The following is a 25710-nucleotide window of genomic DNA, read 5'->3' as shown; positions in this document are numbered from 1 at the left end:
GCTTAGCGTGGCGAGTCGCCCGGCGCGGCGTCGGGCGACAACTCACGCACTCCGTCGCACAGCGGGTGGTGCAGGCAACCCAGCACGCGCTGCCCGGCGAACTCGCCCTGCTCCTGCAGCCGCTCGACCATCTGCCCGCCGCACAGCGGGCACGGGGCCGCGCGGCGGCGCCAGGCGGCCGGCGGCAGCGTGGTGTCGAGGAACGGCCCTTCGCGCCGCACGATCACCGGCAGCGTCTTTTCCTCGCGGGCGAACATCAGGTCGCGCAGCAAGGTGCCGTCGATGAGCTGGATGCCGCGGCCCTCGGCAAACCGGATCGCCTCGGCGGTGAACACGCCCGAGGTGAGCACGAACCCGCCGACCGCGCCGCGCGAGGCCATCAGCCCGTGCAGCTCGCGCAGCGGCGCCACGCCGACGGCGTTGGAACGCCAGGGCTTGCAGTCGACCAGGTAGCGGTCGTGGCCGCGGGTGAGCACCATGTCGACCGACCGGCCGCCACCGCCACCCGTCTCGCTGACCACGTAGCCGCGCAGGCGGAAGCCCTCGGCGGCCATCTCCTCGAACTGGGTCCAGCCCACACCCTGCAGCAGCTCGGGGCCGACCGGCAAGGCCATCGCCGGGGTCGGCGCGCCGCGCGTGCGCAGCCGTTGCGCCAAGCGCGTGAAGAGGTTGCGTTGTTGCTCTGTGGTCATCGGTGCGTCAGCAGCGGGTCGCGTCGTGGGGTCGTCACCGCACGCCCTCCGGCGTGCACCGCGCAGGCTACCCGAGCTGGCAGGCGGCCACAAGGCAGGCAGCTACCGACAGAAAGTGCACAAGGCTGCACTGGACACCCTGGCGTGGGCATGCGGAAATCAACCTCCCCACGCATTCACCTTGTCGATGCGCAACGCCCTGCCGATCCGCTCGCGCCTGAGCCTGCTGGTGCTCGTCACCGCGCTGCCGTTGATCGCGCTCATCGCGTACACCATCTACTCGCAGGCCCAGAGCGAGATCGAACGGGCGCGCGACGATGTGCAGCGGGCGGCCCTGAGCGCCGCCATGGAAACCGAAACCACGCTGCGCGAGGCGCGCCGGCTGCTGGGCGAGCTGGCGCAGCGACCGAGCGTGCTGGCCCTCGACGCCACCGGCTGCCCCTCCATCTTTTCTTCGTTCCGAGACCTCTTTCCCGCGTACACCAACCTCGCGAGCGTGTCGCGCGCCGGCGAGGTGGTGTGCACCGCGATCCCCCAGCCGCCGCACACCCGCGGCGTCTCGCCCAGCCTGCCGCTGCAGGCGGCGCTGCGCTCGGGCGGCTTCGCTGTCGGCGATGTGAGCATCGGTCGCTTCAGCGGTCGCCACGTGCTGCTCGTCGCCCAGGCCATGCCGGCGCCCAGCGGCAGCCGCGAGTCGCCCGGCGTGCTGGCCTTGTCGATCGACCTCGGCCGCATGCACCTCGCCCCCGGCGAGGGCGCCCTGCCGCCCAACGCGCTGGCCCGCGTCGTCGACGCGCAGGGCGTGGTGATCGGCAGCAGCCTGGAGCCCCGCGTTTGGATCGGCAAGTCGCTGGCGCATCTGCACTGGGTGAGCCAGCTGAAGGCCGGCCAGGCGCAGACGATCGCGTCGCCCGACCACGCCGGCGTGCCCCGCATCTTCGGCGTGGTGCCCGTGCGCGGCACGGGCTGGCACGTGGCCGTGGGCGTGCCGCTGGACGACATCTACGGCCCCATGCGCAAACGCGCGTGGGCCAGCGCCGCACTGTGCCTGCTGGCCATGGCGCTGGCCGCCGCGCTCGCCTACGCGATCTCGCGCCGCACGGCCCGCCCGGTCGAGGCCATGGCCGCCGCGGCGCGCCAGGCCACCACCGACCCCTCGGCCGTGGCCGACACCCTGCACCACCTGCAGCTCGGCGGCGCACCCCTCGAGGTGCAAGCCCTGGCCGACGACTTCGGCAAGATGATCACCGCGCGCGTGGGCGCCGAGCGCGAGCTGCTGCGCCGCCAGGAGTTGCAGCGCCGCACCGGCGAGCTGGCGCGGGTGGCGGGCTGGGAGCTGCACATCCCGACCATGACGGCCACCTCGTCCGACGAGATGCGCTACATCCTGGACATCCCCTCGGGCATGCACTACAGCTTCGAGCGCGGCTTCGACCTGTGCGCACCCTCGGCACGCGAGCAGCTCAAGTCCATCATCGGCAACGCCATCACCAATGGCACGCCGTGGGATCTGGAGGTCCCGATGATCACCCCGGGTGGTCGCGAGATCTGGACCCGCTCTCGCGGCCGCGCCGTGCTGCGCAACGGGCGGCCTGAACGCCTGCTCGGCGTGATCCAGGACATCACCGACCTGCGCGCCTCGCAGGAAAAGCTGCGCCAGAGCGAACGCCTGCTGCGCGTGGCCAGCAAGATGGCCCACCTGGGTGGCTGGGTCGTCACGCTGCGCGACAACCGACTCGTGTGGTCTGACGAAGTCATGGCCATCCACGAACTGCCGCAAGGCACCGCGCTCACACTCGACCAGGCCCGCGAGCGCTACGCGCCCGAGTACCGCGAGATGATCTACCGCGCCTTCGTCGAGTGCGCCACGCACGGCACCCCCTACGACCTCGAGGCGCAGATCGTCACCGGCGCAGGGCGCCGCGTGTGGGTGCGTGTGCTGGGCGAGCCGGTGCACAACCGGCAGGGCAAGGTTTCGCGAATCTACGGCGCCGTGCTCGACATCACCGAAGCGCGCCAGGCGCGCGAGGAGCTGCAGGGCCACCGCCATCACCTCGAACAGCTCGTGGCCAAGCGCACCGCCGATCTCGAAGCCGCGCGCAACGCCGCCGAGTCCGCGAGCCGCGCCAAGAGCGTCTTCCTGGCCAACATGAGCCACGAGATCCGCACGCCGATGAACGCCATCATCGGACTGACCCACCTGCTGCAGCAAGACAGCAGCGACCCGCACGCGCGCGCGCAGCTCGACAAGGTTGGCGCGGCGGCGCAGCACCTGCTGGGCATCATCAACGACATCCTCGACCTCTCCAAGATCGAGGCCGACCGGCTGCAACTCGAAGACCGCGAGTTCCAGACCGCGCAGGTCATCACCAACACGCAGAACATGCTGCGCGAGCGCGCCGAGGCCAAGGGCCTGAGCCTGCACACCGAGCTCGCGCCCGGCATCCCGGCCCGCCTGCGCGGCGACCCGATGCGGCTCGAGCAGATCCTGCTCAACTTCCTCAGCAACGCGATCAAGTTCTCCGAGCAGGGCACGATCCATGTGCGCGCCCGTGTCGAGGCCCTGGGCGACGAAGCCGTGATGCTGCACGTGGAGGTACGCGACCAGGGCATCGGCATCAGCCTCGAACAACAGGCGCGCCTGTTCCAGCCCTTCTCGCAGGCCGACGATTCCACCTCACGCCGCTATGGCGGCACCGGCCTCGGGCTCGTGATCGCCAAGCGCCTGGCCGGGCTGATGGGCGGCAGCATCGGCGTGCGCAGCATGCCCGGCAAAGGCAGCACCTTCTGGATGACCGCACGCCTGGCCACCGTTGCCGACGAGCGGCCCGACACCGAGCCCGCGCCTCTCTCGGCCGAAACCCACATCGGCGATCGCCACGCCGGCGCTCGGGTCCTGCTCGTCGACGACGACCCCGTCAACCAGGAGGTCACGCTCGCACTGCTGCGCCGCCTGAACCTCGACGCCGATGTGGTGGGTGACGGCCGGCAGGCGGTCGACAAAGCCGCGCAGAACGACTACGCCCTGGTGCTCATGGACGTGCAGATGCCGGTGATGGACGGCCTGCAGGCCACTCGCGCGATCCGGCAACTGCCCGGCTGCGCCGACCTGCCCATCCTCGCCATGACGGCCAACGCCTACGCCGAAGACCGCGAGGCCTGCCTCGCCGCGGGCATGAACGACCACATCGCCAAGCCCGTCAGGCCGCAGCAGCTTCACGCCTGCCTGCTGCGCTGGCTGGAGGCACCCCGCGTGAGTTGACGCGTGAGCTAAAGCTTCAGCGCCGCCCGCGCCTGCAGCGCCGCGTCGCGCGCGTGGCAGCCTTCGAGGTGGTCGTTGACCACCCCCATCGCCTGCATGAAGGCATACACCGTGGTCGGGCCGACGAAGCTCCAGCCGCGCTTCTTCAAGTCCTTCGACATGGCTGTCGACTCCTGTGACGCCGGCATCGCCTTCAGGCTGGCCTGGGTGATGCGCTTCGGGCGGCTCTTCGCTTCGGGCTCGTAGCGCCACGCGTAGGCCGCCAGCGAGCCGAACTCGTCGCGCAGCGCCAGCACGCGTTGCGCGTTGTTGATCGTCGATTCGATCTTGCCGCGGTGGCGCACGATGCCGGCATCGGCCAGCAGGCGCTCGATGTCGCGCTCCTTGTAGCGCGCGATCTTCTCGGCCTCGAAGTTGTCGAAGGCCGCGCAGAAGTTGTCGCGCTTGTTGAGGATGGTCAGCCAGCTCAGGCCCGACTGGAAGCCCTCGAGGATCAGCTTCTCGAACAGCCGGCGCTCGTCCGTGACGGGGAAGCCCCACTCGTTGTCGTGATAGTGCTGGTAGCCGGGCGTGGCCTCGCACCAGAAGCAGCGGTGGGCGCCATCGGCGCCGGCGAACAGGCCGGGGGCGAGTCGGGTCGTCATGCGGCGATTGTGGCCGCGTCAAGCCGGGCGCGCCCTCACAGACGCGCACAAAGTCACGAGGTGTCAGCAGTCAGCGCGAACAAGGCTCGCGTTCGCCGCCTTTTCCATCCATGGCGCGCCGCGCAGGCCGATAGCCTATGCACAGCGTTTGAACACACAGGAACCACCGACACCATGAGCACGACTGCCGCCCACCCGCTGGCACCCCGCCACGCCCGCGCAGCCGCCCCGGCCGACACCATCGAGTGGGAGGAGCTGCCCTCTTTCGCCATGCGCATGGCGCCGATGAACCTCAAGCCCGCCGGCCGCGCGCCCGCACCCATCGTGCGGTCATCCAAGGCCTCGGACTTCAATACCGCCTGGGGCGTGACCATGCCTGCGAGCCTGGACACGAAGCCTGCCTCCGTGCCGTTCCACGAACCCATCCACGGCCTCGCGACCCGCGAGGTGGACGAGCCGGAGTTGTTCAAGCACTTCTTCGGCTGACGGCTTTTCTTCGGCTGTCGGCCGCTTCGGCCCTCCTGACGCGAAAAGAGCCCCGCGAGGGGGCTCTTGCTCGGCTCCGCAGAGCCGTTGCCGCACGCACCGTGCGGCTTACTTGTCCACGAACGCCCGCTCGATGACGAAATGCCCCGGGTGGCTCATGTTGCCTTCGGTCATGCCCATCTTGTCGAAGATCGTGCGCGTGTCGCGCAGCATCTCGGGGCTGCCGCACAGCATGAAGCGGTCGTTCTCGATCGACAGTGGCGGCAGGCCGATGTCTTGCGCCAGCTTGCCGGTTTCCATCAGCGTAGGGATGCGGCCCTGGTTGCGGAAGGCCTCGCGCGTGACGGTCGGGTAGTAGATGAGCTTTTCTTTCACCTGCTCGCCGAAGAACTCGTTTTCAGGCAGCTCCTTGGTGATGACTTCGTCGTACGCCAGCTCGCCGACCTGGCGGCAGCCGTGCACCAGGATCACCTTCTCGTACAGCTCGTAGACCTCGGGGTCGCGGATCATGGCCATGAAGGGCGCGAGACCGGTGCCGGTGGACAGCAGGTACAGGTGCTTGCCGGGCAGCAGGTTCTGCGTGAGCAGCGTGCCCGAGGCCTTGCGGCCGATCTTGACCGTGTCACCGACCTGGATGTGCTGCAGGCGCGAGGTGAGCGGGCCGTCTTGGACCTTGATGCTCAGGAACTCGAGGTTCTCTTCCCAGTGCGGGCTGACCACGCTGTAGGCGCGCAAAAGCGGCTTGCCGTCGACCTCGAGACCGATCATCGTGAACTGGCCGCTCTGGAAGCGAAAGCCCGGGTCGCGGGTGCAGGTGAACGAGAACTGGCGGTCCGTCCAGTGGCGGACCGTCAGGACCTTGGCGTCGAAAAGATTACTCATGCGCGGGTTTCCGGATGCGGCACTGTTGCCAGCGCACGCAGGTAGGGCCAGGGGAGGTGCCTCGGTCGTGACCATCGCTGTCGGCGAGCGGCAACCCGTTGAGCCCGGTGGGCGGAGTGGGCCTTGAGGGCTTTGCCCTCGGCTGGCTGGGGTGGACGACCTTGGCGGCGCTGCAGGCGCGCCACCCCGGATTGTGCCCGCAACCCGCCGCCCCGGGCCGCCTGGCGCCCTACGCCCCTCGATTGATTGGGCATAACCATATGCGTGCCGTGCGAAGAAGACGGCAGGCCTGGCTGGCTCCGCGACCCCGGCCCCGCCCGCGCGAGGCTAAGATGATGGCCGTCATCCCACACCCCGCCGATGCGCTACGACGCCGAACACAAGCAACGCACGCGCACCCGCGTGCTGAAGGAAGCCGCCGCGGCCATCCGGGCCGAAGGCCCCGACCGCATCAGCGTGGCCGCCATCATGGGCCGCGCCGGGCTCACGCACGGCGGCTTCTACGCCCACTTCGCGAGCAAGGAAGAGTTGCTGGTCGCCGCCATCGGCGAGATGTTCGACTCGGCCTGTGCCTACTTCGAGGAGCTGGCGGCCGGCAAGCCGGCGGGCGACGGCCTCGCCGCCTATGTGGGCTTCTACCTTTCGCGCTATCACCGCGACCACCGCGAGCAGGGCTGCGCCATCGCCGCGATGGCTGCCGACCTGCCCCGCCTGGCCCCCGAGGCGCGCGTCGCCTTCGAGCAGGGCGCCGCGCGCCTGACCACGCTGATCGCCCGCCAGCTCGAAGGCATGGGCCACCCCGAGCCCGGCGTGGGCGCGGTGTCGCTGCTCTCCGAGATGGTCGGCGCCGTGGTGCTAGCCCGCTCGATCGCCGACCCCGAGCACTCCACCGCGATCCTGCGTGCCTCGCGTCGTTCGATCCGCGAGCGCCTGACCTTGCCGCTGCCCGAGCCTGTGGCCTGATCCGGAACAAGCGCACCCGTGCCCAAAGACTTCGACACGATGGAGTGCAGCAACCGCTCCTCCAACCCCAGCATCCATGACGTCAGCGACCCGGCCCGGCGCACCTGGCTCCAGGGCAGCCTGGCCTTCGCGGCTGGCGGCTTGCTGGCTCCGCTCGGGCTTGGGGGCTGTGCCACAGCGGTCACGAAGGCGGCGCCTGCAAGCGCGGCCCCTGCCGGTGACACCCTGCTCGGCTTCAAGAGCGTGCCCGCCGGCACGGCCGACACCATCACCGTGCCCGAGGGCTATGTGACGCAGGTGATCGCCGCCTGGGGCGAGCCGGTCGGCGTGCCCGGCCAGATGCCACCCTTCCAGTGGAACGCCGGCAACAGCGCGGCCGAGCAGGCGCTGCAGATGGGCATGCACCACGACGGCATGCACTACTACGCGCTCACCGACACGACCGGCCTGCTCGCCATCAACCACGAATACACCGACGACGGCCTGCTGCACACCGACGGCCGGGCCCGATGGTCGGCCGAGAAGGTGCGCAAGTCGCAGGCGGCCCATGGGGTGTCGGTGATCGAGGTGGGGCGCGCGGCCGACGGCAGCGTGCACGTGGTGCAGCCCTCGCGCTATGCGCGCCGCGTCACCGCCTTCACGCCCGTCGAGCTGCGCGGCCCGGCCGCGGGCCACGCGCTGTTGCGCACGGCGGCCGACCCGAGCGGCACGCGGGTGCTGGGCATCCTCAACCAGTGCGCGAGCGGCATCACGCCCTGGGGCAGCTACCTCACCTCGGAGGAGAACTTCGCCTTCTATTTCAAGAGTGCCCCCGAGCCCGATGCACACCAGCAGCGCTGGGGCCAGCGCAAGGGGCAGCCGGGCTACTTCGGGTGGGAGCTGCACGACGAGCGCTTCGATGCCGCCAAGCACCCCCACGAGCCGAACCGCTTCGGCTGGGTGGTCGAGATCGATCCGCACGACCCCACCATGACGCCGGTGAAGCGCACGGCCATGGGCCGCGCCGCGCGCGAAGGCGCCACGGTGGCCGTCACACGAAGCGGCCGCGCGGTCGTCTACTCGGGCGAAGACGCACGCTTCGAGTACATCTACAAGTTCGTCAGCCGCGATGCCGTCCGCCCTGGTGGCTACCCGGCGAATGCCGAACTCCTCGACCACGGCACCCTTTACGTGGCGCGCTTCGACGCCGACGGTCGCGGCCGCTGGCTGCCGGTGGTGCATGGCCAGGGGCCCCTGACCGCGGCGAATGGTTTTGCCGACCAGGGCGAGGTGCTGATCAAGTCACGCCAGGCGAGCGATGCGCTGGGGGCGACCAAGATGGACCGCCCCGAGTGGGTTGCGATCGACCGCGAGCGCTGGGTCTATTGCTCGCTCACCAACAACAGCGCCCGCGGGCGGCCCGGGCAGCCGGGGGTGGATGCCGCGAACCCGCGCGCCAACAACGTGATGGGGCAGATCATCCGCTGGCGCGAAGACGGCGACCATGACGGCGAGCATTTCGAGTGGAACCATTTCGTTCTCGCCGGCGACGCGGCCAACGCCCGGCCCGAGGCACAGGGCAACGTGAAAGGCGACGCCTTCGGCAGCCCCGACGGCCTGTGGGTCGATGGCCGCGGCCTGCTCTGGATCCAGACTGACATCAGCGGCAGCGTGGCCGGCAAAGGCGAGTACGCGCGCCTGGGCAACAACGTGATGCTGGCCGCCGATACCCGCAGCGGTGAGGTACGCCGCTTCCTCGTCGGCCCGCCGGGTGCCGAGATCACCGGGGCCACCGCCACACCGGATGGGCGCACGATGTTCATCAACGTGCAGCACCCGGGCGAGAGTCCGAGCGAATCGACCGACCCGGCGAACCCGCGGCGCTACTCCAACTGGCCAGACTTCCGACCCGACGGCCGCCCGCGCTCGGCGACGGTGGTGATCCGCAGGTGGGATGGGGGGGTGATCGGGGCTTGAGATGGCGGGGCTTTGGGGCGAGCCTTCGATACCTCAGGCTGAGCGGCCCAGATGTGTTCGGAGTTCTTTCGTCGCATGCCACCACCCGCTCAGGCTGAGGTATCGAAGCCCCGCTCCGACACCCGCACACCTCAGATCACACGCGCTCCAGCACCGTCGCAATCCCCTGCCCGCCGCCGATGCACTGCGTCGCCAGCGCATAACGCTTGCCCTCGCGTTGCAGCAGCGTCGCCGCCTTGCCCACCAGCCGCGCGCCGGTGGCGCCAAGCGGGTGGCCGATCGACAGCCCGCCGCCATCGAGGTTGATCTTCTCCCGCGCGATGCCCAACTCGCGCAGGCAGGCCACGGCCTGGCTGCTGAAGGCCTCGTTGATCTCGACAAGATCGATGTCGCCCACCGCGAGCCCGGCGCGCGCCAGCGCCTTCTTCACCGCCGGCACCGGGCCCATGCCCATCTCTTCGGGCGGGCAGCCGGCCACCGCGGTCGAGCGGATGCGCGCGAGGATGGGCAGGCCGTTTCGGCGCGCGTAGTCTTCGGCGCACACCAGCACTGCCGTCGCGCCATCGGTCAGTGGCGACGAGGTGCCGGCCGTCACCGTGCCGTTGCCGGGCTCGCGAAACGCCAGCTTCAAGCCGGCCAGGCCTTCCATCGAAGTCGCGGGGCGGATGCAACCATCGGCATCGACCACCTCGCCCTCGGGCGTTGTCACCGGCACGATCTCGTCGCGCAATTGGCCCAGCTCCTGCGCACGAGCCGCCTTGCGGTGTGACTCGACCGCAAGCTCCTCTTGCGCTGCGCGTGTGACGCCGTAGCGCTCGGCCACCACCTCGGCGGTTTCGCCCATCTTCATGTAAGCCTGCGGATAGCGCGCGCGCAGCGCGGGGTTGGGCGAGGAGCTGAAGCCGCCGTCGGGCACGCGCGTCATCGACTCGACGCCACCGCAGACGAACACCTCGCCCGCGCCGATGGCGATCTGGCCGGCGGCGATGTGGATGGCCGTCATCGCCGAGCCGCAGAAGCGGTTGACCGTGGTGCCGGCCACCGTCTCGGGAAGCCCGGCGAGAAACACCACGATGCGGGCCACGTTGTGCCCCTGCTCGCCCTCGGGGTACGAGCAGCCGAGGATCAGGTCCTCGATGTCCTGCGGGTTCACTTTCGTGCGTTCGATCAGGCCCTTGACCGCCGTGGCGGCCAGGTCGTCGGGGCGCACGCCGACCAGGCGGCCCTTCTTCGCAAAGTGGAACGGGGTGCGGGCATAGCCTGCGATCACGGCGGTCGTCATGGTGAGCTCCTGGTGGGGTGAATCATTAGATTATCATCATCATATCAAGCGCGCAAAAAGATGCAGGCCGTCGTTCGAACGGCCTGCAGTCAAGGAATCAGCGGGCCTGCGTCAGAGCTGAACGGCCGCCTCGCCCACGCTGTCGAAGGCCACGCGGACCGCATCGCCCGCCTGTGCTTCGATCGCACCGCACCAGGTTCCCGTGGTGACCACCGCACCGGCGGGCAGCACCGCGCCGCCCTGCGTCACGTGGCGCAGCCACTCGGGCAGCACGTAGGCCGGGTCGTACAGCGAGTGGCTGCCGCGGAACTCGCGCAGCACGCCGCCGATGCTCACCTCGCAGCGCTGCTGCATCCAGTCGCGCGCTTCAAAGGGCACCCAGTCGCCCAGCACCAGCGCGGCGTGCGACTGCAGGTCGGCCAGTCGCAGCAAGGTCGGCGCCCCCAGGCCCTGTTGCCACCGCGAGTCGACGATCTCGATGCTCACCGTCATCGCGTCGACCACGAGCGCAGCCGCGTTCGTCTCGTCGAGCGTGGCGGCGAATGCGGCATCGACCGGGCGGCTCAGTCGCAGCGCGATCTCGGCCTCGATGTAGCGCTTCCGAAACGGCCAGGCGCGTGCGTCGGCCGGGCTGGCCCACACGCCGGCCGGTGGCAGCGGGGCGTGGCTGATGCCGGCGCTGCGCGACGCGCCGCCCGACTTCCAGTGGCGCGCCACACCGCCGTCGCCCTCGAACCAGCCGAGTTCGTTGGCCACGGCGGCGTGCACCAGATAGGCGTCGTCGGCCGTCACGATGGACTTGGCCAGCGGATCAGCATCCGCGGCCTGCGGGGTACGGCGCGCCTGCAGCAGCGCTTCGATCACGGCATCGGTGGCAGACATTTCATTCACTCCTTCTCGGGATGGATCGCTTGCAGCTTCTCGTCGGCCATGCCGACCAGCAGGGCCCGACCATCGAGCATCACACGAAACTCGCCGTAACGCGCCTTGGCCCAGCGCTCGGCTTCGCCCTCGCGGAAGAACCAGGCGTCGCTCACCAGCATCCAGTGGCCGTCCTTGGGGGTCAGCTCGATCAGGAACTCGCCTGTTGCCAGTGTCTCGCCGGGCTTCGCCGCACGCAGCAGCGTGGCCACGCCGCGGGCATCACGCAGCGCCACCACCTTGGGCCGAGCGGCCGTCACCGCCGGCGGCAGGCTGGCCAGCTCGGCCGGCACCCGAAAGTTGAGCCGCATGTAGTCACCCTGCATGAGCGAGCGTGGGTCCACCGGCGCCAGCTCCACGTAGGCGGGTGTGCCGTCCTCGATGAGCTGCTGCTTCTGCCAGATGGCGATGCCCGCCACCGCCAGCGTGGCAAGCGTGCCCGCACCCACGGCCACCGCACCGCGACCGATCGCGCGGCGAGGCACAGTCGCCGCGGCGCTGGGGCGCACGCCGTGCAGCCCATGCAGCCAGAGTGCCGCCGCACCGATCACCACGCCCACCGCCACCAGCACCAAGGCCTTGGTGGCCAGCGGCCAGGCCAGCGCGTAGTAGAAGGCGCCCACGATCCACACCGCCGCCAGCCCTGCCGCTCCGGCCAGGCGCCAGCGCCCCGCGAGCAGCAGGCAGGCCAGCGCGAACAGCGTGCCCCCAAGCGTGCTCATCAAGCCCGCGAGCAGCGTCAGGCACAACGCCACCACGGCCAGCGTCGGCCGCCGCAGGCCCGGCCAGGTGCCGGCGAGCAGGCCGGCCGCTGCCAGCGCGAGCAGCGCACTCACCACGCCCGGCACCTGCAACGCCGCGGTGCCGCCCTCGTGCGTGAACGCACCCGTCATCGCCCCGCCAAACAGCACGCCACCCACCAGGAAGCTCATACCGGCCAGCACTGCCAGCGCGGCGACCGTGGTGAGCCACCAGCCCGTGACCAGTGACTCCAGCGCCAGGCCGCGACCACGCCAGCGCCCCTGCCACCCCGGCGCACTCGCCGCCACCGCGAGCAGCATATGCACCGCGAACCAGTTCTGCGACCAGCCGATCAGGCGATCGCCAAATCCCGGCTCGACCAGGGCCAGGCCCACCAGACCGGCCGCCGCCGCGCCAAGCAGCACCTGCAGCCATCCCTGCCGCAGCAGCAAGGCCACGGTCACCAGCACCACCGCGAGCACCAGCGCCGCCAGCGGGCGCGGCAGGTGTTCGAAGAGCCCCGCCCCGAGCGCGCTCGCACCCGTCCAGAGCACGGGCACGGCCAGTTGCTCCACGAACAGCGGCACCGTGGCGGAGCGCAGCACCACCACGCCCGCCACCAGCAGCAGTCCGCCGGCCAGGTAGAGCCCGAACGTGTTGTCGACCAGCGGCCCGAGCAGCAGGCTCAGCACACCGAGCAGCGGCAGCGCTGCCAGCCACGCGCCCAGCGCCGTCAGCAGTACCACCGGCCAGGGGCGCAGCTCGCCTGGCGCGGGCGCGGCGCCCTCTTCGGGCAGCAGGGCTTCGGCCCGGGCCTGCGTCATCAGCGCGTCGAGTGCGGCGTCATGCATGGAGGGCCTCCGCGGCGGCGTGGTGGCGCGACAACTTCAGAATGCCGGCCACGGTGGCGGCCAGCAGCCCGGCTGCAGCCAGCCCCAGCAAGAGCAAGGTGCCGATGGCGTCAGCGCGACTGCCGTCGAACAGCCACCTCGCCAGCCCGCCGATGAGCAGCGTGTTCAGCCCGAGCGCCGCCGCGCTGAGCACGAAGACCTCGAAGCCGCGGCCGATCGCCGACCAGCCCGCCATCGCGCACAGCACGTGCAGGCCCAGCAGGTACTGCGGCGCCACCGTCTCGCGAAACAGCCCGCCCAGGCCGGTAGCCGTCAGCATCAGCACCGCCAGCGTGGCGGCCGTGCGCTGGCCCCAGGGCCCGGCCCCGGTGATGCGCCGCAGCAGCGGGCTGAGCAGCGCCACCACGCCGAGCGCCATGCCGCAGGCTGCGGCGTACAGCGGCAGATCGCCCGGCGTGACGCGCCAGCCGTGGCCGAGCTGCGCCTGCGTCCACAGCGAGATGCCCAGCATCGCCACCAGCGACCAAGGCGCCCACAGCACATCGCTGCGCGCCCCCAGGCACAGCGGCAGGCCGAGCGCGGCCCAGAGTGCGAAGAGCTGCCAGGCATCGGCGCCCGTCTGGTAGGTCTGACCGAAGTAGGCGAACAGCGCGCCCGTGCCGAGCAGGCACAGCAGGCCGAGCGGTGCGCGGGCGCCCGGGCGGGCCGCAGCGCCCAGGCCGGTGGCTGCCACCAGGGCCATCAGCAGGCCGAAGCGGCCCACGCGGCCGATGTCACCCCAGTTGGCAGCAATCCACATCACCACGCCCAGGCCCAGCAGGCCGGCCGCGAGCACCGCCAGGCCTCGCGGCAGCCAGTGCGCCAGCCCCGCCGGCTCCGCGCCCGCCCCGGCCAGTTGCAGGAGATGGCGGCGCCCGCTGTCGTCCAGGCCGTACGTGTCGGCCAGCGCGTGGACCGCGCCTCTCGTTGTGTGCATGTTTCACCTCCCCCGTTTTGATCGCGGCGCATCTTCGCAGAGCAAAGGCGGGGACGCGACCGGGGCCTTGCCACCCGCGCGCTGGCTCGGCGCGGCGGCTTTGCAGGAGCATCGCCTGCTGGCAGCCCGCCCAGGCCGCCCGCCGCGCCTTCGCCCGACCTGTAAGACCTGACAGCTACGGCCGTTGAGCCTTGCTGCGCTAATGAGCGCTCACCCCCAAAAGGAGGAGACATGCGCATACTCGTCATCGAAGACCTGCCGGTGAACATGCTGCTGGCCGTGGCCATCCTGGAGCGCGCCGGCCACACCGCCCTGCAGGCCGAGACCGCCACCGCCGGCCTCGCGCTGGCGCGCGAGGCGCTGCCCGACGCAATCCTGATGGACATCCAGCTGCCCGACATGGACGGCCTCACCGCCACCCGCATCATCAAGGCCGACCCGTTGCTGCAATCCATCCCGGTGATCGCCGTCACCGCCTTCGCGATGAAGGGCGACGAGTTCGCGGTGCGCGAAGCCGGTTGCGACGGCTACGTGACCAAGCCGATCCGCTACCGCGAGTTCCTGGCCGAACTCGACAAGGTGGTCGATCGCCACCACATGGCGCGCGCCGAACAAAGCCTCGATGGGGGCGCCGCCGCGAGCACCGCTGTCGGACGCCTCCCACACCCTCCGGCGGCCCGCACCGACTGACCGTTCTGCGGCGGCTGCCTATGCTGGACTGACGCGCAAACCTTGCGTGCAGTCCACAGGAGCCCCCGCATGAAGAAGATTGCTGAAGTCCTTACGGAGCACGTGATCGTCGTGCGCCCCGACGAAACCCTGCAACGTGCCGCCGAGTTGATGGCACGCCTCGACGTCGGCTCGCTGCCGGTCTATGACGGCCGACTGCTGGTCGGCATCGTGACCGACCGCGACATCACCATCCGCGCCACCGCGTTCAATCTCTGCGCCGAGACCACCCGCATCGCCGAGGTCATGACGCCGCAGACCGTGTCGTGCGGCATCGACGACGATGTCGACGATGTCCTCAAGCTGATGGGCGACGCACAGGTGCGCCGTCTGCCGGTGCTCAGCCGCGAAGGCGAGATCGTCGGCATCGTCTCGCTGGGCGACCTGGCCACCCGCCAGAACACCGACACCGACGAAGCCCTGCGCGAGATCTCGCAACCCAACGAGGCCGACACGCAGCTCGCCTGAGCGGCCCACCCCATGCGCCCCGCGACCCTGGGCCGATTGCTGAAGGAAGCCGCGCTCTCGTGGCGCGACGACTACGCGCCCAGCATGGGCGCGGCCCTGGCCTACTACACCACCTTCTCGGCCGCGCCACTGTTGCTGATCGTGGTGTCGGTAGCCGGGCTGGTGTTCGGCCACGACGCCGCGCGCGGCGAGATCTTCACGCAACTGCGCGGGCTGATCGGCGAAGAAGGCGCCCTCGCGCTGCAGGGCCTCTTGCAAAGCGTGAGCAAGCCCGCCGAGGGCGTGCTGGCCACGGTGGTCGGCACCGGCGCGCTCCTGATCGGTGCGACCACCGTGTTCGGCGAGTTGCAGGATTCGCTCGACCGCATCTGGCGCGCGCCGGTGCGCGATCGCAGCAGCGGCTTGTGGAGCCTGGTGCGCTCACGCCTGCTCTCGTTCGGCATGATCCTCGGCATCGGCTTCCTGCTGATGGTCTCGCTGGTGGTGAGCGCCGGGCTGGCCGCGTTCGGGCGCTGGTGGTCACCGGTGTTCGGTGGCTGGCAGGTGCTCGCGCAGGTGCTGAACGTGGTGGTGAGCTTCGGGCTCATCACGGTCATCTTCGCGATGATCTACAAGATCATGCCGCGCGCGCAGGTGCAGTGGCGAGATGTCTGGGTCGGCGCGGCGGCAACTGCGCTGCTCTTCACTATCGGCAAGACGCTCATCGGCCTGTACATCGGCCACAGCGGCATCACCTCGGGCTTTGGCGCAGCCGGCTCGCTCGCCGTGCTGCTGCTGTGGGTGTACTACTCGGCGCAGATCTTTTTGCTGGGCGCCGAGTTCACCTGGGTCTGGTCACACCGCTACGGCTCGCGCTGCGGGCAGTCACGGCCTGGGTCGGCCGAATGCGACCCGGATCAGCCGGCGCCAACCTCGCGCAGCCGCGTCACGCAAACGAACGCGACGCCGCCAGCCCGCCCAGCCGCCCTGTGATGGCGAAGAACTCGCCCACCGTCTCTTCGATGATCTGCTGCGCGCTCTTCACCGAATCGATCAGCGCCGCGCTCTGCCCGGCCAGCGCGGGTGCGGCCTCCATGTCGCCGCCGAAGTAGAGCCCCTGGATGCCCTTGAGCGCGTCGATCGGCATCAGGCCTTCGTCGAAATAGGCCTGCGTGCGCTGCGACTTGAGCGCGCGGATGCACGGCGTGGCCTTCTTGTTGAGCACCCAGGTGCCGGTGTCCTTGGCCTCGACGATCGCGTTCTTGTAGTTGGCGTGCACCGGGCTTTCGGTGCAGCTCACGAAGCGCGTGCCCATCTGCACGCCTTCGGCGCCGAGCGCAAAGGCCGCCGCCATGCCACGCCCGTCGCAGATGCCGCCGGCCGCGATCAGCGGCACCTCGGTGCGCGCGCGGATGGCCTGCAGCAGCACCAGCGTCGACACCTCTTCCGGGTTCTTGAAGCCGCCGCCCTCGGCGCCTTCGACCACGAGGCCGTCGATCCCGGCGTCAACGCACTTCATCGCCGCGTCCACCGTGGGCACCGCGTGGTAGACCACGATGCCCGCGCTCTTGAGCGGCGCGATGAACTTGGCCGGGCTGCCGGCCGAGGTCGTCACGAACTTGACGCCGCTGTCGCAGACGAACTTGAGCATCGCGTCGTCCTTCAGGAACCGGATCGGCAGGTTCACGCCGAAGGGCAGCCCGGTCTCTCGCATCGCGCGGATCTCGGCCTGGCAGTTCTCGGTCTCGCCAGATGAGGTCTCGATGATGCCCAGCCCGCCTGCGCGCGACACGGCGCTGGCGAGTTGCCGGCGGGCGATCCAGCCCATCGGGGCCTGCAGGATCGGGTAGGTGGCGCCGGTGTGCGCCAGAACTCTGTTCTCACCGTGGGCTCGGTTCGTCGTCATGGCGCGGATTGTGGCGAGCGGCCCCAGCGGTGCCTGTCGCCAGAGTTACCGCGCCGATCAGGGAAACCCGATCAGGCGTTGCGCCAGAGGCGACGGCGCAACCGGGTGCACGCCATGGATTCGCACCCGCAGCGCGAAGCTATCGGGCAGCGCGCGCAACACCACCGGCCCCGACGCCACCGCCACCCGCGCCAGGCTCTCCTGCACGAAGGCGATGCCCACGCCTGCGGCGACGAGCCCGAGCGCCGCGGCCGGGTCGGCGGCCTCGCAACGCAGCTCGGGCAGCCCGCCCAGCAGGGCGCAGGCAGCAAGCAGCTCCTCGCGCGCCTGCCACGACAGCGGCGCGATCAGCGGCTGGCCGCTGAGGTCGAGTGCGCTGTCGGCGGACACCATCGCGTGCCCCGCCGGCAGCGCGAGCATGAAGCGCTCTTCCCACAGCAGCCGGCTCACCAGGCCCGAATCGCCCGGCGCGGCCGCGTAGGTGTAGCCGATGTCGATCTCGCCGCGTTGCAGCGCCACGAACTGCTCGGCCGAGCGCAGGCTGCGCAGCTGCCACCGCACCTGCGGCGCCTGTGCCTGCATGGCCGCGAGCGCACGCCCGATCACGCCGGCGTGCACCGCACCGGCCACGTAGCCCAGCACCAGCGTGCCGCGCTCGCCACGCCCGGCATCGGCGGCGCGCTGCTGCACGCGCTGCGCATGCGCAATCAAGGCCCGCGCTTCGGTCAGGAACTCGCGGCCCGCGGGGGTGAGCTGCAGGCGCTTCTTCTCGCGCGTGAACAACGTGAGGCCGAGCCGCGCCTCGAGCTGCTGAATCTGGCGCGACAACGGCGACTGCGAGATGTGCAGCAGCTCGGCCGCACGACCCACGTTCTCGGTCTCGGCCACCGCGACGAAGTAGCGCAGCTGCTGCAAGTCCAGCATCACGATTGAGATCTCCCGGGTCTGAACTCAGTCCGCAACGGACGTGGACGCGAGTATGGGTGCTCCGAAGAATGCGGGCTTCATCCACTCATGTTTCACGCCATGGCACTCCACAAGTTCGGCTTCATCGTCACCGGCCCGCAGCTCGATCCGGTGCAGCATCGGCAGGTAATGCAGTCACCGGTGTTCGAGATGATCGCAGTGGGGGTGTCGTCGCCCTCGCAGGCACCGGCCATTGCGCAGGCCATGGTGGCCGAGGGCGTGCAGCTGATCGAGCTGTGCGGCGGCTTTGGCCCGAAGTGGACGGCGCAGGTGCAGGAGGCGATCGGGCACCGGGTGCCGGTGGGCTCGGTGAGCTATGGGCCGGAGAGCATCGACGCGATGCATGCGTTATTTGCGTGAGGTTGCGCGGGGCTTCGATACCTCAGCCTGAGCGGTTGGTGGTACGCGGGGGGCTTCAAGGGGGATGGCACCCCACAGTCCGCTCAGGCTGAGGTATCGAAGTCCCGCACCGAGTCACGCCGGCAACAACCCATCCGCCTTCAGCAGCGTCTCCAGACACTGCTCGCGCACCCGGTAGAAGTCCTTGATCTCGCGCACCTGCTGCAGCACCTCGGCGTTGGGCTTGGTGGCCGCGCGCTTCACCGCCAGGATCATCTTGTTCTTGTTGGTGTGCTCCAGCGAGATGAACTCGAACACCTGCGTCTCGTAGCCGCAGGCGTCGAGCAGCATCGCGCGCAGGCCGTCGGTCAGCATCTCGGCCTGCTGGCCCAGGTGCACGCCATGCTGCAGGATGGGCTTGAGCGGGTGCGGGCTCAGCAACTGCGGGCGCAGCTCCTTGTGGCAGCAGGGCGAGCACATGATGATCTCGGCCCCGGCGCGCAGCCCGAGGTGGATGGCGTGGTCGGTGGCGGTGTCGCAGGCGTGCAGCGCGATCATCACGTCGAGCCGGCCCGGCTGGTAGCTGCGCACGTCGCCCTCTTCGATGCGCAGGCCTTGCAGGTCCAGCTTGGCGATGGCCTTGTTGCACAGCGCCACCATGTCGGGGCGCAGCTCCACGCCGGTCACCTGCGCGTCCACGCCCCGGCTGTGCGTGAGCCAGTCGTGGATGCCGAAAGTGAGGTAGCCCTTGCCCGAGCCGAAGTCGATCACGTGGAGCTGCTTCGCATCGGCCAGGCGAGAGCTTTCCAGCGCATGCGCGAACACCTCGACGAACTTGTTGATCTGCTTCCACTTGCGCGCCATCGCGGGGATCAGCTGCTGCTGCTGCGCGTTGGTCACGCCCAGCTCGGCGAGGAAGGGGCGCGTGAGTTCGAGCCAGCGCTGCTTCTCGCGGTCGTGCGTGGTGCGCGCGTCGCCACTGTTCGAGCCGGTGGCCGCGCCAACGTGCAACAGGCCGCGGCCCTTCTTGCTGATCGTGAGCTGCCAGTCTTCTTCGCGCGTGTGCAGGTGGGCGTTGCGGAACAGCGGGCCCAGCATGTCGCGCAGCACCGCCACGCCCTCGCCGATGGCGTGGTTCTTGGTCACGTCGCGCGTCTGGTGGGTGTAGACGAGCGAGAGCGCCGGCTCGCCGCGCAGCTCGACGCAGCGCGCCGTCACGCGCAGCAGGTCACCAGCCGTGGCTTGCGGCTTGGCCAGCACGAGCTTGGCGAAGTCGCCGGCGGCGAGGCTGTCGGACAGGCGCGCGAGCAGCTTCGAAGTGGCGGGGTCGATGGCGGGTGTGTCCATGGAGGGCTGGATTGTCCGCCCACCCGCGGGTCGCGCAGGCCGTGTCGCGCAGGCGACGTTTTCGCTGGGGGTTCTCTCGCGTTGCCGTGCGGGCTGGGCGCCCTAGCATCGACTGAACAGGAGACGACCCCGATGGCACGAATCCCCTACTTCGACATGGCCCAGGCGAGCGAGGCCTACCAGGCGCTGCTCAGCGCACGCAAGCCGCTCAACCTCTACCGCATGCTGCCGCACGCCGGGCCGGCGGCATCGCAAGGCTTTCTCGCACTCGGTGGTGCGCTGTTGCGCGAGAACGAGATCGACGCGCAACTGCGCGAGATCGCGATCCTGCGCGTGGGCCTGTTGAGTGGCGCGAGCTACGAGGTGCATCAGCACCGGCGCGTGGCGCGGGGTGTGGGCATGGGCGAGGCCACCCTGGCGGCGCTCGAGCCGGGTGCCGACACCTCGGCGCTCACGGCCGATGAACAACTGGTGCTCGAGTTCACCGACGTGGTGTTCCGCGAGGTGAAGGCGCCCGATGCGCTGTTCAACCGCGTGGCCGAGCGCTTCGGCCATCGGCAGACGGCCGAGCTGGTGCTGACCATCGGCTTCTACATGATGGTGTGCCGGTTTCTGGAGAACTTCGAGGTGGACATCGAGGGTTGATGACGGCCCCTCGTCCGATGAGTACATCGGCCGATCCCCCGAGGGGATGGCGGGCCGGCTTGGGAGCGGCCCGGCGCTCGGCCCGCGCCTCTTCGCTCACCACCTTCCACGGAGATCCCGCTTGAACCACGCCCCACCCCCCTCGACCCCAGCCTCCAGATCCACCCCGAAACCCTCGGCCAGGCCGCCGCCCGCGGCCGCCTCCAAGGCCGGCGCGTACTCGTCGTCGGCGCCGGCCAGCGCGTCATCCCCGAAGACGAGCCGCCCATCGGCAACGGCCGCGCGATCTCGGTGTTGTTCGCACGCGAAGGCGCGCAGGTCGCCTGCCTCGACCGCGACGCCGCCGCCGCGCAGGCCACCGTCGACCAGATCGCGCGCGAAGGCGGCCGCGCCTTCGCCGAAGTGGCCGACGTGAGCGACGCCCACGCCATCGCTCCGCTGGTGCAGCGCATCGCCGGCAAGTTGGGCGGGCTCGACGGGCTGGTGCTCAACGTCGGCATCTCGCACGCCCTGCCGCTCGCGAAGATCACGCCCGAGAGCTGGGACGCCGAGTACGCCGTCAACCTGCGCAGCCACATGTTCTTCGCGCAGGCCGCGCTGCCGCTGATGGCACCGGGCAGCGCCATCGTGCTGATGTCCTCGCTGGCCAGCCTGCGCAACACCGGGCGCAACCCGGCGTACGAATCGTCCAAGGCCGCGCAGGTGGCGCTCGCGCGCTCGATCGCGGTGGCCGGCGAGCCGCAAGGCATCCGCTGCAATGCCGTGCTGCCCGGCCTGATGGACACGCCCATGGGCCGCGACGCCACGCGCCGCCGCCCCAACCGCGCGCTGGCCGTGCCCTTCGGCCGCCAGGGCACGGGCTGGGAGGTGGCCTACGCCACGCTCTACCTCATCTCGCACGAATCGAGCTACGTCAACGGCCACGCCCTGTTGATCGACGGGGGCTTGAGCATCGGCGCAGCGCGCACGGCCTGAGTCCCGACAATCCCTTCGCCCCACCTCACGGAGACCACCCACATGAAGATGAAAGCCGCCCTCCAGGCCGGCGCAGAGGGCTTGCGCATTCAGGAGACCGAGCGACCGCAGCCCGCCGAGGGCGAACTGCTGGTGCGCGTGCGCGCCTGCGGCCTCAACCGCGCCGACATCGGCATGGCCGCCGGCCACGCGCACGGCTTCGGTGGCGGGCCGGGCACCGTGCTCGGCATCGAGTGGGCGGGCGAGGTGGCCGAGGTCGGCGTCGGAGTCAACGCCTTCAAACCAGGTGACCGCGTGATGGGGAGCGGCAAGGGGGCGTTCGCCGAGTACACCGTGGCCGACGCGGGCCGCGTGCTGCGCATCCCGAGCGGCGCCATGAGCTACGAGCAGGCCGCCACGCTGCCCATCGCAGTGCTGACCATGCACGACGCCATCGTCACCAACGGGCGCCTGAAAGCAGGCGAGGCCGTGCTGATCCAAGGTGCCTCGACCGGCGTCGGGCTGCTGGGGTTGCAGATCGCGCGGCTCAAGGGCGCGGGGCTGGTGATCGGCAGCTCGACGACCGCCGCGCGGCGCGAGCGCCTGGCCGAGTTCGGCGCGCAGCTCGCCATCGACACGCGCGACGAACACTGGCCACAGCACGTGCTCGACGCCACCGGCGGCAGGGGCGTGCACCTCATCGTCGACCAGCTCTCCGGCACGCAGGCCAACAACAACATGCGGGCAGCGGCCATCCGCGGGCGCATCGTGAACGTCGGCCGGCTGGCGGGCAACCGCGCCGAGTTCGACTTCGACCTGCATGCCATGCGCCGCATCGAGTACATCGGCGTCACCTTCCGCACCCGCGGCGCGCAAGAGGTGCGCGACATCGTCGAGCGCGCACGGACCGAACTGGGCCCGGCGCTGGCCGACGGCACGCTGGCGCTGCCCATCGACCGAAGCTACCGGCTGGACCAAGCCGCCGAGGCGCTGGCCCAGATGGCGGCCAACACCCACTTCGGGAAGATCGTGCTCACGGTCGACTGACAGCCCCCCTCGGACCGGGTGGGTGGCGCCGGGTTTGCGCGACGAAATGCGCGCCCCGATGGCGCCACTTGTAAGTGCTTGTTTCAAACGCGGGCGGCTGTCGATACGCTGCGCAGGGTCGGCCTACCCAGCCATATCCCGCAGCCTCAACAGCCGTGAACGCCATGAACAACAAGCTCCCGACTCCTGCCGCGCTGATCTCTGCCACGCTGATCGCGCTGTGCACAAGCCTCCACGCCGCCGCGCCCGGGAGTGACGCACCGACCCTCGCGGCCCCCCTCACTGCCGCCGACCAGGCCATGCTCCGGCAGGTCAGCCTGCCGCAGCTCCAGGCCCTGGTGTACATCACCAGCGAGTGCGGTTTCGAGCCCGTCCCCAGGGTGGCGCTGGCGTTGCTGAAGTCTCCCGCCTTCGCGCCGCTGGCCGATACCCTGGCCCGCACCGACCTGCCCGCCCCCGCGCTCGACGCGAAGCGCTGCGCCGCCTTCATCGGCGGCTGAGCGCGCGCCGGCCGCCGGCCGACGACACGTCACGCGACCCGGTGCGCCCCGAGAATGGCGGCCACCCATGCCCCGCAAGCCGCCCCGAGCCAGCACGCCCCCCCGGTCGCACCACTACCACGTGTACGTGGTCGAACTCGACGACCGGGTCTGGAACCACGCGCGCTTTCGCGCCGCCAACCCCGAGCACCAACTCGGCAAGCCGCTCGTCTACGTGGGCATGACCGGCCTCGACCCCGACCGCCGCTTCGACAAGCACAAGGCCGGCATCCAGGCCAACCGCTACGTCACCGACTACGGCCTGAGCCTGTTGCCGCAGGTCTACGAGGTCTACAACCCCATGCCCTACGAGGGCGCGAAGGAGATGGAAGTCGAACTCGCCATCGCGCTGCGCGAGAAGGGCTGGGGAGTGTGGCAGGGGTAGGCCGGAGCCGGGCCCCCGCTGGGCAGCGGCGCTGCGAAGGGCTTCGTCGCCTACGGCGACCCGAACACCACGAGCGCCCGCTCCGGCCGATCCGGGTGGGCCATCACACGCGCCGGCAGGCCGTAGGCGCCGTGCAGGTGCTCGGGCGTCAGCACCTCGGCCGGCGTGCCGAGCGCGGCGACGCGGCCCGCGCTGAGCAGCAGCAGGCGGTCGCACCACAGCGCCGCGAGGTTGACGTCGTGCAGCACCACGAAGGCGGCCAGGCCGTCGCGCTGCGCGAGCGTGCTCACGGCGCGCAGCAGCAGGGTCTGGTGCAACGGGTCGAGGCTCGCGGTGGGCTCGTCGAGAAAGAGCGCGCGGTACTCCCCGGGTGCACGTGCCGCAAGGGCCTGCACCAGCACGCGCGCCAGCTGCACACGCTGCAACTCGCCGCCCGAGAGCTGCAGGCAGCGACGCGCGGCGAGGTGGCTGGCATCGGCCAGAGCGAGCGCCTGCGAGACCAGCGCATCGAGCTCGGCGGGGGCGACTTCCGGGAACGGGTAGCCGCCCATCGCCACCAGCGTGGACACCGGGAGGTCGAAGGCCAGCGAGGACGACTGCGGCAGCACGGCGCGCCGCCGCGCGAGCGCCGCGGCCGGCCATTGCGCGAGGGGCCTGCCGTCGAGCGTGACCGCGCCGGCGGCCGGTGCGAGCTCGCCCGACAGCAGGCCCAGCAGCGAGCTCTTGCCGGCGCCGTTGGCGCCCAGCACGCCCAGGACCTCGCCGGCTTGGAGCGTGAGGCTCACGCCCGTGAGCACCTTGCGGCTGCCTCGTGTGCAGGCCAGGTCGTTGGCGATGATCATGGCTTCTCCTGGCGCATCAGCAGCCACAGCAGGAAGGGCCCGCCAACCAGCGCGGTGACGATGCCGATCGGCAGCTCGGACGGGATCACCACCAGCCGCGCCACCCAGTCGGCGAGCACGAGGCCGATGGCCCCCGCCAGCACCGATTGCGGCAGCAGGCCGCGGTGGTCGGCGCCGAAGAGCAGGCGCATCAGGTGCGGCACCACCAGGCCGACGAAGACGATGGTGCCGGTGACCGCGACGAGCGGCCCCACCACCAGCGCGCTCAGCAGCACCAGGCGGCGGCGCAGCGGCTTGAGCGCGAAGCCGAGGTGCTGCGCCTCGCGCTCGCCCAGCATCAGCGCATTCAGCGCCCGCCAGTCGCGCAGCAACAGCACGCACATCGCGATCTCCCAGGGCGCGAGCCAGGCGAGCAGGGGCCAGTTGGCGCCGGCCAGGCTGCCGAGGTTCCAGAAGGTGAGGTTGCGTAGTTGCACGTCGTTGGCCATGGTGGTGGCCAGGCCGATCACCGCGCCGCACATGGCGTTGATGGCCACACCGGCGAGCAGCACGCCGCCCACGCCAGGGTGGCGCGAGCCGAGCATGTAGGCGAGGCCCACGGCCAGCAGGCTGCCGGCGAAGGCGCTGGCGGCGACGGCAGGCAGGCCCGGCGCATCGAGCACGATGGCGATCACTGCACCCATCGCACCGCCGAGCGAAACACCCACCAGGCCGGGCTCGGCCAGCGGGTTGCGAAAGAGCGCCTGCATCGCCACACCGGCGATCGCGAGGCCGCCGCCCACCAGCACCGCGAGCACGATGCGCGGCAGGCGCACCTCGATCAGCACGCTGCGCCACATGGCTTCGTCGCCGCCGGCCGGCACCTCCCCGAACACCAATGCGGGGATGCGCGACCACGGCACCTGCACCGCGCCGCTGCCGGCCGCGCCGAGCGAGAGCAGCACAAGCAGCAAAGCCAGGCCGGCGAGCACCAGCCAGGGCGCCGCGCCGCGCCGCGCCGTCGGCCCAGCGACCGAGCGCGCGGCCTGCGTCACCACACTCACTTCGCCGGTGCCGCCAGCCCGACCTGCAACTGGCGCAGGGCCTCGGGCAGCCGCGGGCCGAAGCCGAGCAGCAGCAGGTCGTCCATCACCAGCACGCGCTTGTCGCGCGCGGCCGGCGTGACGGCCAGCCCCGGTTGCGCGAGGAAGGCATCGAGCCCGCCCGAGGCCTTGACCGACATCGCGGTGGTCACGATCACATCGGGCCGCAAGGCCGCAGCCGCCTCACCGGAGATGGGCTTGTAGCCACGCTCGCCGGCCAGCACGTTTGTGGCGCCTGCGAGCTTGAGCATCGCGTCGGCCGCCGTCTCGGTGCCGGCCCCTTGCAGGCGGCCGGTGTGGCTGCTGACCAGCAGCACGCGCGGTGCGGGCTTGCTGGCGTCGCGGTCAGCGGCGGTGGCCTGCACCTGATCGCGGATCTGCTTCACCAATGCATCGCCCTGCGCACGCAGACCGAGCGCATCGGCCACGCCGGTGATGCGCTTCTCCAGCGCCTCGACCGTCGGGTCGGCCGGCAGCATCACCACCCTGGGGCCAAGGCGGCGCAGCTTCTCCATCGCGGCCGGGGGGCCGGAGTGATCGGAGGCCAGCACCAGATCGGGCTTGAGGCTGGCCACGCCTTCGATGGAGAAATCGCGGTAGTAGCCCACCTGCGGCAGCTCGCGCGCCTGCGGCGGGTACTGACTGGATTGGTCGGTGCCCACCAGCCGCCCACCCGCGTTGAGCGCGTAGACGATCTCGGTGACAGCACCGCCGAGCGTCAGCACGCGTTGGCCCGCAGCAGGGGCCTGGGTCTGTGCAAAGGCCGGCAAGGCCAGCACGGTGATCGCGAGCAGCAGCGCGCGGCGGGTCGTCGTCGTCATGCTGT

At 70.6% G+C, this 25710-nt stretch carries 26 protein-coding genes; 13 read left to right on the top strand and 13 right to left on the bottom strand.

The genetic code is table 11. The annotated features are described in order from the left end of the window. Positions 1 to 2 precede the first annotated feature (2 nt). Positions 3 to 692 (bottom strand): restriction endonuclease, encoded by a 690-nt coding sequence (locus tag AC1KAR_RS10315; RefSeq protein WP_480317124.1) that lies wholly within the window; start codon positions 690 to 692, stop codon positions 3 to 5. A gap of 187 nt (positions 693 to 879) precedes the next feature. Between AC1KAR_RS10315 and AC1KAR_RS10310 the strand changes: the two genes are divergently transcribed. Next, on the top strand, positions 880 to 3954 hold the full coding sequence (locus tag AC1KAR_RS10310; RefSeq protein ID WP_480317837.1) for an ATP-binding protein: 3075 nt from the start codon (positions 880 to 882) through the stop codon (positions 3952 to 3954). Positions 3955 to 3962: 8 nt separating this feature from the next. Here the strand turns inward: AC1KAR_RS10310 and AC1KAR_RS10305 are convergent, their stop codons facing one another. After that, positions 3963 to 4598: a DNA-3-methyladenine glycosylase I gene (locus tag AC1KAR_RS10305; RefSeq protein ID WP_480317122.1), complete on the bottom strand. Its 636-nt coding sequence runs from the start codon at positions 4596 to 4598 to the stop codon at positions 3963 to 3965. Positions 4599 to 4772: 174 nt separating this feature from the next. Between AC1KAR_RS10305 and AC1KAR_RS10300 the strand changes: the two genes are divergently transcribed. Continuing rightward, complete coding sequence (locus tag AC1KAR_RS10300; protein WP_480317120.1) at positions 4773 to 5084, top strand: hypothetical protein; 312 nt, start codon at positions 4773 to 4775, stop codon at positions 5082 to 5084. Between the two features lie 108 nt (positions 5085 to 5192). Here the strand turns inward: AC1KAR_RS10300 and AC1KAR_RS10295 are convergent, their stop codons facing one another. Beyond that, positions 5193 to 5966 carry a ferredoxin--NADP reductase gene (locus AC1KAR_RS10295; RefSeq protein ID WP_480317118.1) on the bottom strand — a complete coding sequence of 258 codons (774 nt, stop codon included), beginning with the start codon at positions 5964 to 5966 and terminating at the stop codon, positions 5193 to 5195. A 360-nt stretch (positions 5967 to 6326) separates the two neighbouring features. Here AC1KAR_RS10295 and AC1KAR_RS10290 point away from each other — a divergent pair, with 360 nt between their 5' ends. Together AC1KAR_RS10290 and AC1KAR_RS10285 are read left to right on the top strand one after the other, a co-directional pair. Then, positions 6327 to 6929: a TetR/AcrR family transcriptional regulator gene (locus tag AC1KAR_RS10290; RefSeq protein WP_480317116.1), complete on the top strand. Its 603-nt coding sequence runs from the start codon at positions 6327 to 6329 to the stop codon at positions 6927 to 6929. Positions 6930 to 6968: 39 nt separating this feature from the next. Further along, positions 6969 to 8885, top strand: coding sequence for a PhoX family protein (locus AC1KAR_RS10285; protein ID WP_480317835.1), 1917 nt, complete (start codon positions 6969 to 6971; stop codon positions 8883 to 8885). A 136-nt stretch (positions 8886 to 9021) separates the two neighbouring features. Here AC1KAR_RS10285 and AC1KAR_RS10280 read toward each other — a convergent pair whose 3' ends face one another. The 4 genes from AC1KAR_RS10280 to AC1KAR_RS10265 all read right to left on the bottom strand — a co-directional run bounded on the left by AC1KAR_RS10280 (position 9022) and on the right by AC1KAR_RS10265 (position 13656). Next, positions 9022 to 10167 carry a thiolase family protein gene (locus AC1KAR_RS10280; protein WP_480317114.1) on the bottom strand — a complete coding sequence of 382 codons (1146 nt, stop codon included), beginning with the start codon at positions 10165 to 10167 and terminating at the stop codon, positions 9022 to 9024. Between the two features lie 111 nt (positions 10168 to 10278). Then, positions 10279 to 11049, bottom strand: a complete 771-nt coding sequence (locus tag AC1KAR_RS10275) for a fumarylacetoacetate hydrolase family protein (protein WP_480317112.1) — start codon at positions 11047 to 11049, stop codon at positions 10279 to 10281. Between the two features lie 5 nt (positions 11050 to 11054). After that, on the bottom strand, positions 11055 to 12680 hold the full coding sequence (locus tag AC1KAR_RS10270) for a GDYXXLXY domain-containing protein (protein ID WP_480317110.1): 1626 nt from the start codon (positions 12678 to 12680) through the stop codon (positions 11055 to 11057). Continuing rightward, positions 12673 to 13656, bottom strand: a complete 984-nt coding sequence (locus tag AC1KAR_RS10265) for a DUF2157 domain-containing protein (RefSeq protein WP_480317108.1) — start codon at positions 13654 to 13656, stop codon at positions 12673 to 12675. Before AC1KAR_RS10265 ends, AC1KAR_RS10270 begins: the two co-directional genes overlap by 8 nt. A gap of 231 nt (positions 13657 to 13887) precedes the next feature. On the opposite strand from AC1KAR_RS10265, the gene AC1KAR_RS10260 reads away from it, so the two are divergent. The 3 genes from AC1KAR_RS10260 (at position 13888) to AC1KAR_RS10250 (ending at position 15825) form a co-directional block, all read left to right on the top strand. Continuing rightward, positions 13888 to 14346 carry a response regulator gene (locus AC1KAR_RS10260; RefSeq protein ID WP_480317106.1) on the top strand — a complete coding sequence of 153 codons (459 nt, stop codon included), beginning with the start codon at positions 13888 to 13890 and terminating at the stop codon, positions 14344 to 14346. Between the two features lie 69 nt (positions 14347 to 14415). Continuing rightward, a complete protein-coding gene (locus AC1KAR_RS10255; RefSeq protein ID WP_480317104.1) occupies positions 14416 to 14853 on the top strand; it encodes a CBS domain-containing protein in 438 nt (145 codons plus the stop codon). A 12-nt stretch (positions 14854 to 14865) separates the two neighbouring features. Further along, positions 14866 to 15825: a YihY/virulence factor BrkB family protein gene (locus tag AC1KAR_RS10250; protein ID WP_480317102.1), complete on the top strand. Its 960-nt coding sequence runs from the start codon at positions 14866 to 14868 to the stop codon at positions 15823 to 15825. On the opposite strand, the gene AC1KAR_RS10245 is transcribed toward AC1KAR_RS10250, so the two are convergent. Further along, the gene (locus AC1KAR_RS10245) at positions 15779 to 16738 is read right to left on the bottom strand and encodes an NAD(P)H-dependent flavin oxidoreductase (RefSeq protein WP_480317100.1); all 960 of its coding nucleotides are present in this window, start codon (positions 16736 to 16738) and stop codon (positions 15779 to 15781) included. The genes AC1KAR_RS10250 and AC1KAR_RS10245 overlap by 47 nt on opposite strands. Positions 16739 to 16795: 57 nt before the next feature. Continuing rightward, complete coding sequence (locus AC1KAR_RS10240; RefSeq protein ID WP_480317098.1) at positions 16796 to 17662, bottom strand: LysR family transcriptional regulator; 867 nt, start codon at positions 17660 to 17662, stop codon at positions 16796 to 16798. 102 nt (positions 17663 to 17764) lie between these two features. Here AC1KAR_RS10240 and AC1KAR_RS10235 point away from each other — a divergent pair, with 102 nt between their 5' ends. Beyond that, positions 17765 to 18064: a DUF6506 family protein gene (locus AC1KAR_RS10235; protein WP_480317096.1), complete on the top strand. Its 300-nt coding sequence runs from the start codon at positions 17765 to 17767 to the stop codon at positions 18062 to 18064. Between the two features lie 114 nt (positions 18065 to 18178). Here the strand turns inward: AC1KAR_RS10235 and AC1KAR_RS10230 are convergent, their stop codons facing one another. Continuing rightward, the gene (locus AC1KAR_RS10230) at positions 18179 to 19390 is read right to left on the bottom strand and encodes a class I SAM-dependent methyltransferase (protein ID WP_480317094.1); all 1212 of its coding nucleotides are present in this window, start codon (positions 19388 to 19390) and stop codon (positions 18179 to 18181) included. A 132-nt stretch (positions 19391 to 19522) separates the two neighbouring features. On the opposite strand from AC1KAR_RS10230, the gene AC1KAR_RS10225 reads away from it, so the two are divergent. From AC1KAR_RS10225 to AC1KAR_RS10205, 5 genes are all read left to right on the top strand, one after another. After that, positions 19523 to 20035 (top strand): carboxymuconolactone decarboxylase family protein, encoded by a 513-nt coding sequence (locus AC1KAR_RS10225; RefSeq protein WP_480317092.1) that lies wholly within the window; start codon positions 19523 to 19525, stop codon positions 20033 to 20035. Positions 20036 to 20326: 291 nt separating this feature from the next. Beyond that, the gene (locus AC1KAR_RS10220) at positions 20327 to 21010 is read left to right on the top strand and encodes an SDR family NAD(P)-dependent oxidoreductase (protein ID WP_480317090.1); all 684 of its coding nucleotides are present in this window, start codon (positions 20327 to 20329) and stop codon (positions 21008 to 21010) included. A gap of 42 nt (positions 21011 to 21052) precedes the next feature. Beyond that, positions 21053 to 22036: a quinone oxidoreductase family protein gene (locus AC1KAR_RS10215; RefSeq protein WP_480317088.1), complete on the top strand. Its 984-nt coding sequence runs from the start codon at positions 21053 to 21055 to the stop codon at positions 22034 to 22036. Between the two features lie 164 nt (positions 22037 to 22200). Further along, the gene (locus tag AC1KAR_RS10210) at positions 22201 to 22536 is read left to right on the top strand and encodes a hypothetical protein (RefSeq protein WP_480317087.1); all 336 of its coding nucleotides are present in this window, start codon (positions 22201 to 22203) and stop codon (positions 22534 to 22536) included. Between the two features lie 67 nt (positions 22537 to 22603). Continuing rightward, complete coding sequence (locus tag AC1KAR_RS10205; RefSeq protein WP_480317086.1) at positions 22604 to 22960, top strand: hypothetical protein; 357 nt, start codon at positions 22604 to 22606, stop codon at positions 22958 to 22960. A gap of 50 nt (positions 22961 to 23010) precedes the next feature. Here AC1KAR_RS10205 and AC1KAR_RS10200 read toward each other — a convergent pair whose 3' ends face one another. From AC1KAR_RS10200 to AC1KAR_RS10190, 3 genes are read right to left on the bottom strand one after another with little or no spacing between them, the layout of a single operon-like run. Continuing rightward, positions 23011 to 23802: a heme ABC transporter ATP-binding protein gene (locus AC1KAR_RS10200; protein ID WP_480317085.1), complete on the bottom strand. Its 792-nt coding sequence runs from the start codon at positions 23800 to 23802 to the stop codon at positions 23011 to 23013. Further along, a complete protein-coding gene (locus AC1KAR_RS10195) occupies positions 23799 to 24836 on the bottom strand; it encodes a FecCD family ABC transporter permease (RefSeq protein WP_480317083.1) in 1038 nt (345 codons plus the stop codon). The genes AC1KAR_RS10200 and AC1KAR_RS10195 overlap by 4 nt, the downstream gene beginning before the upstream one ends. A gap of 5 nt (positions 24837 to 24841) precedes the next feature. Beyond that, positions 24842 to 25705, bottom strand: a complete 864-nt coding sequence (locus AC1KAR_RS10190) for a heme/hemin ABC transporter substrate-binding protein (protein WP_480317081.1) — start codon at positions 25703 to 25705, stop codon at positions 24842 to 24844. Positions 25706 to 25710: the final 5 nt, after the last annotated feature.

It is taken from the genome of Piscinibacter sp. PDB1-1, from assembly GCF_056675995.1.
Note: the sequence above shows the minus strand (reverse complement) of the source record. Positions and strands in the feature narration are given on the sequence as shown.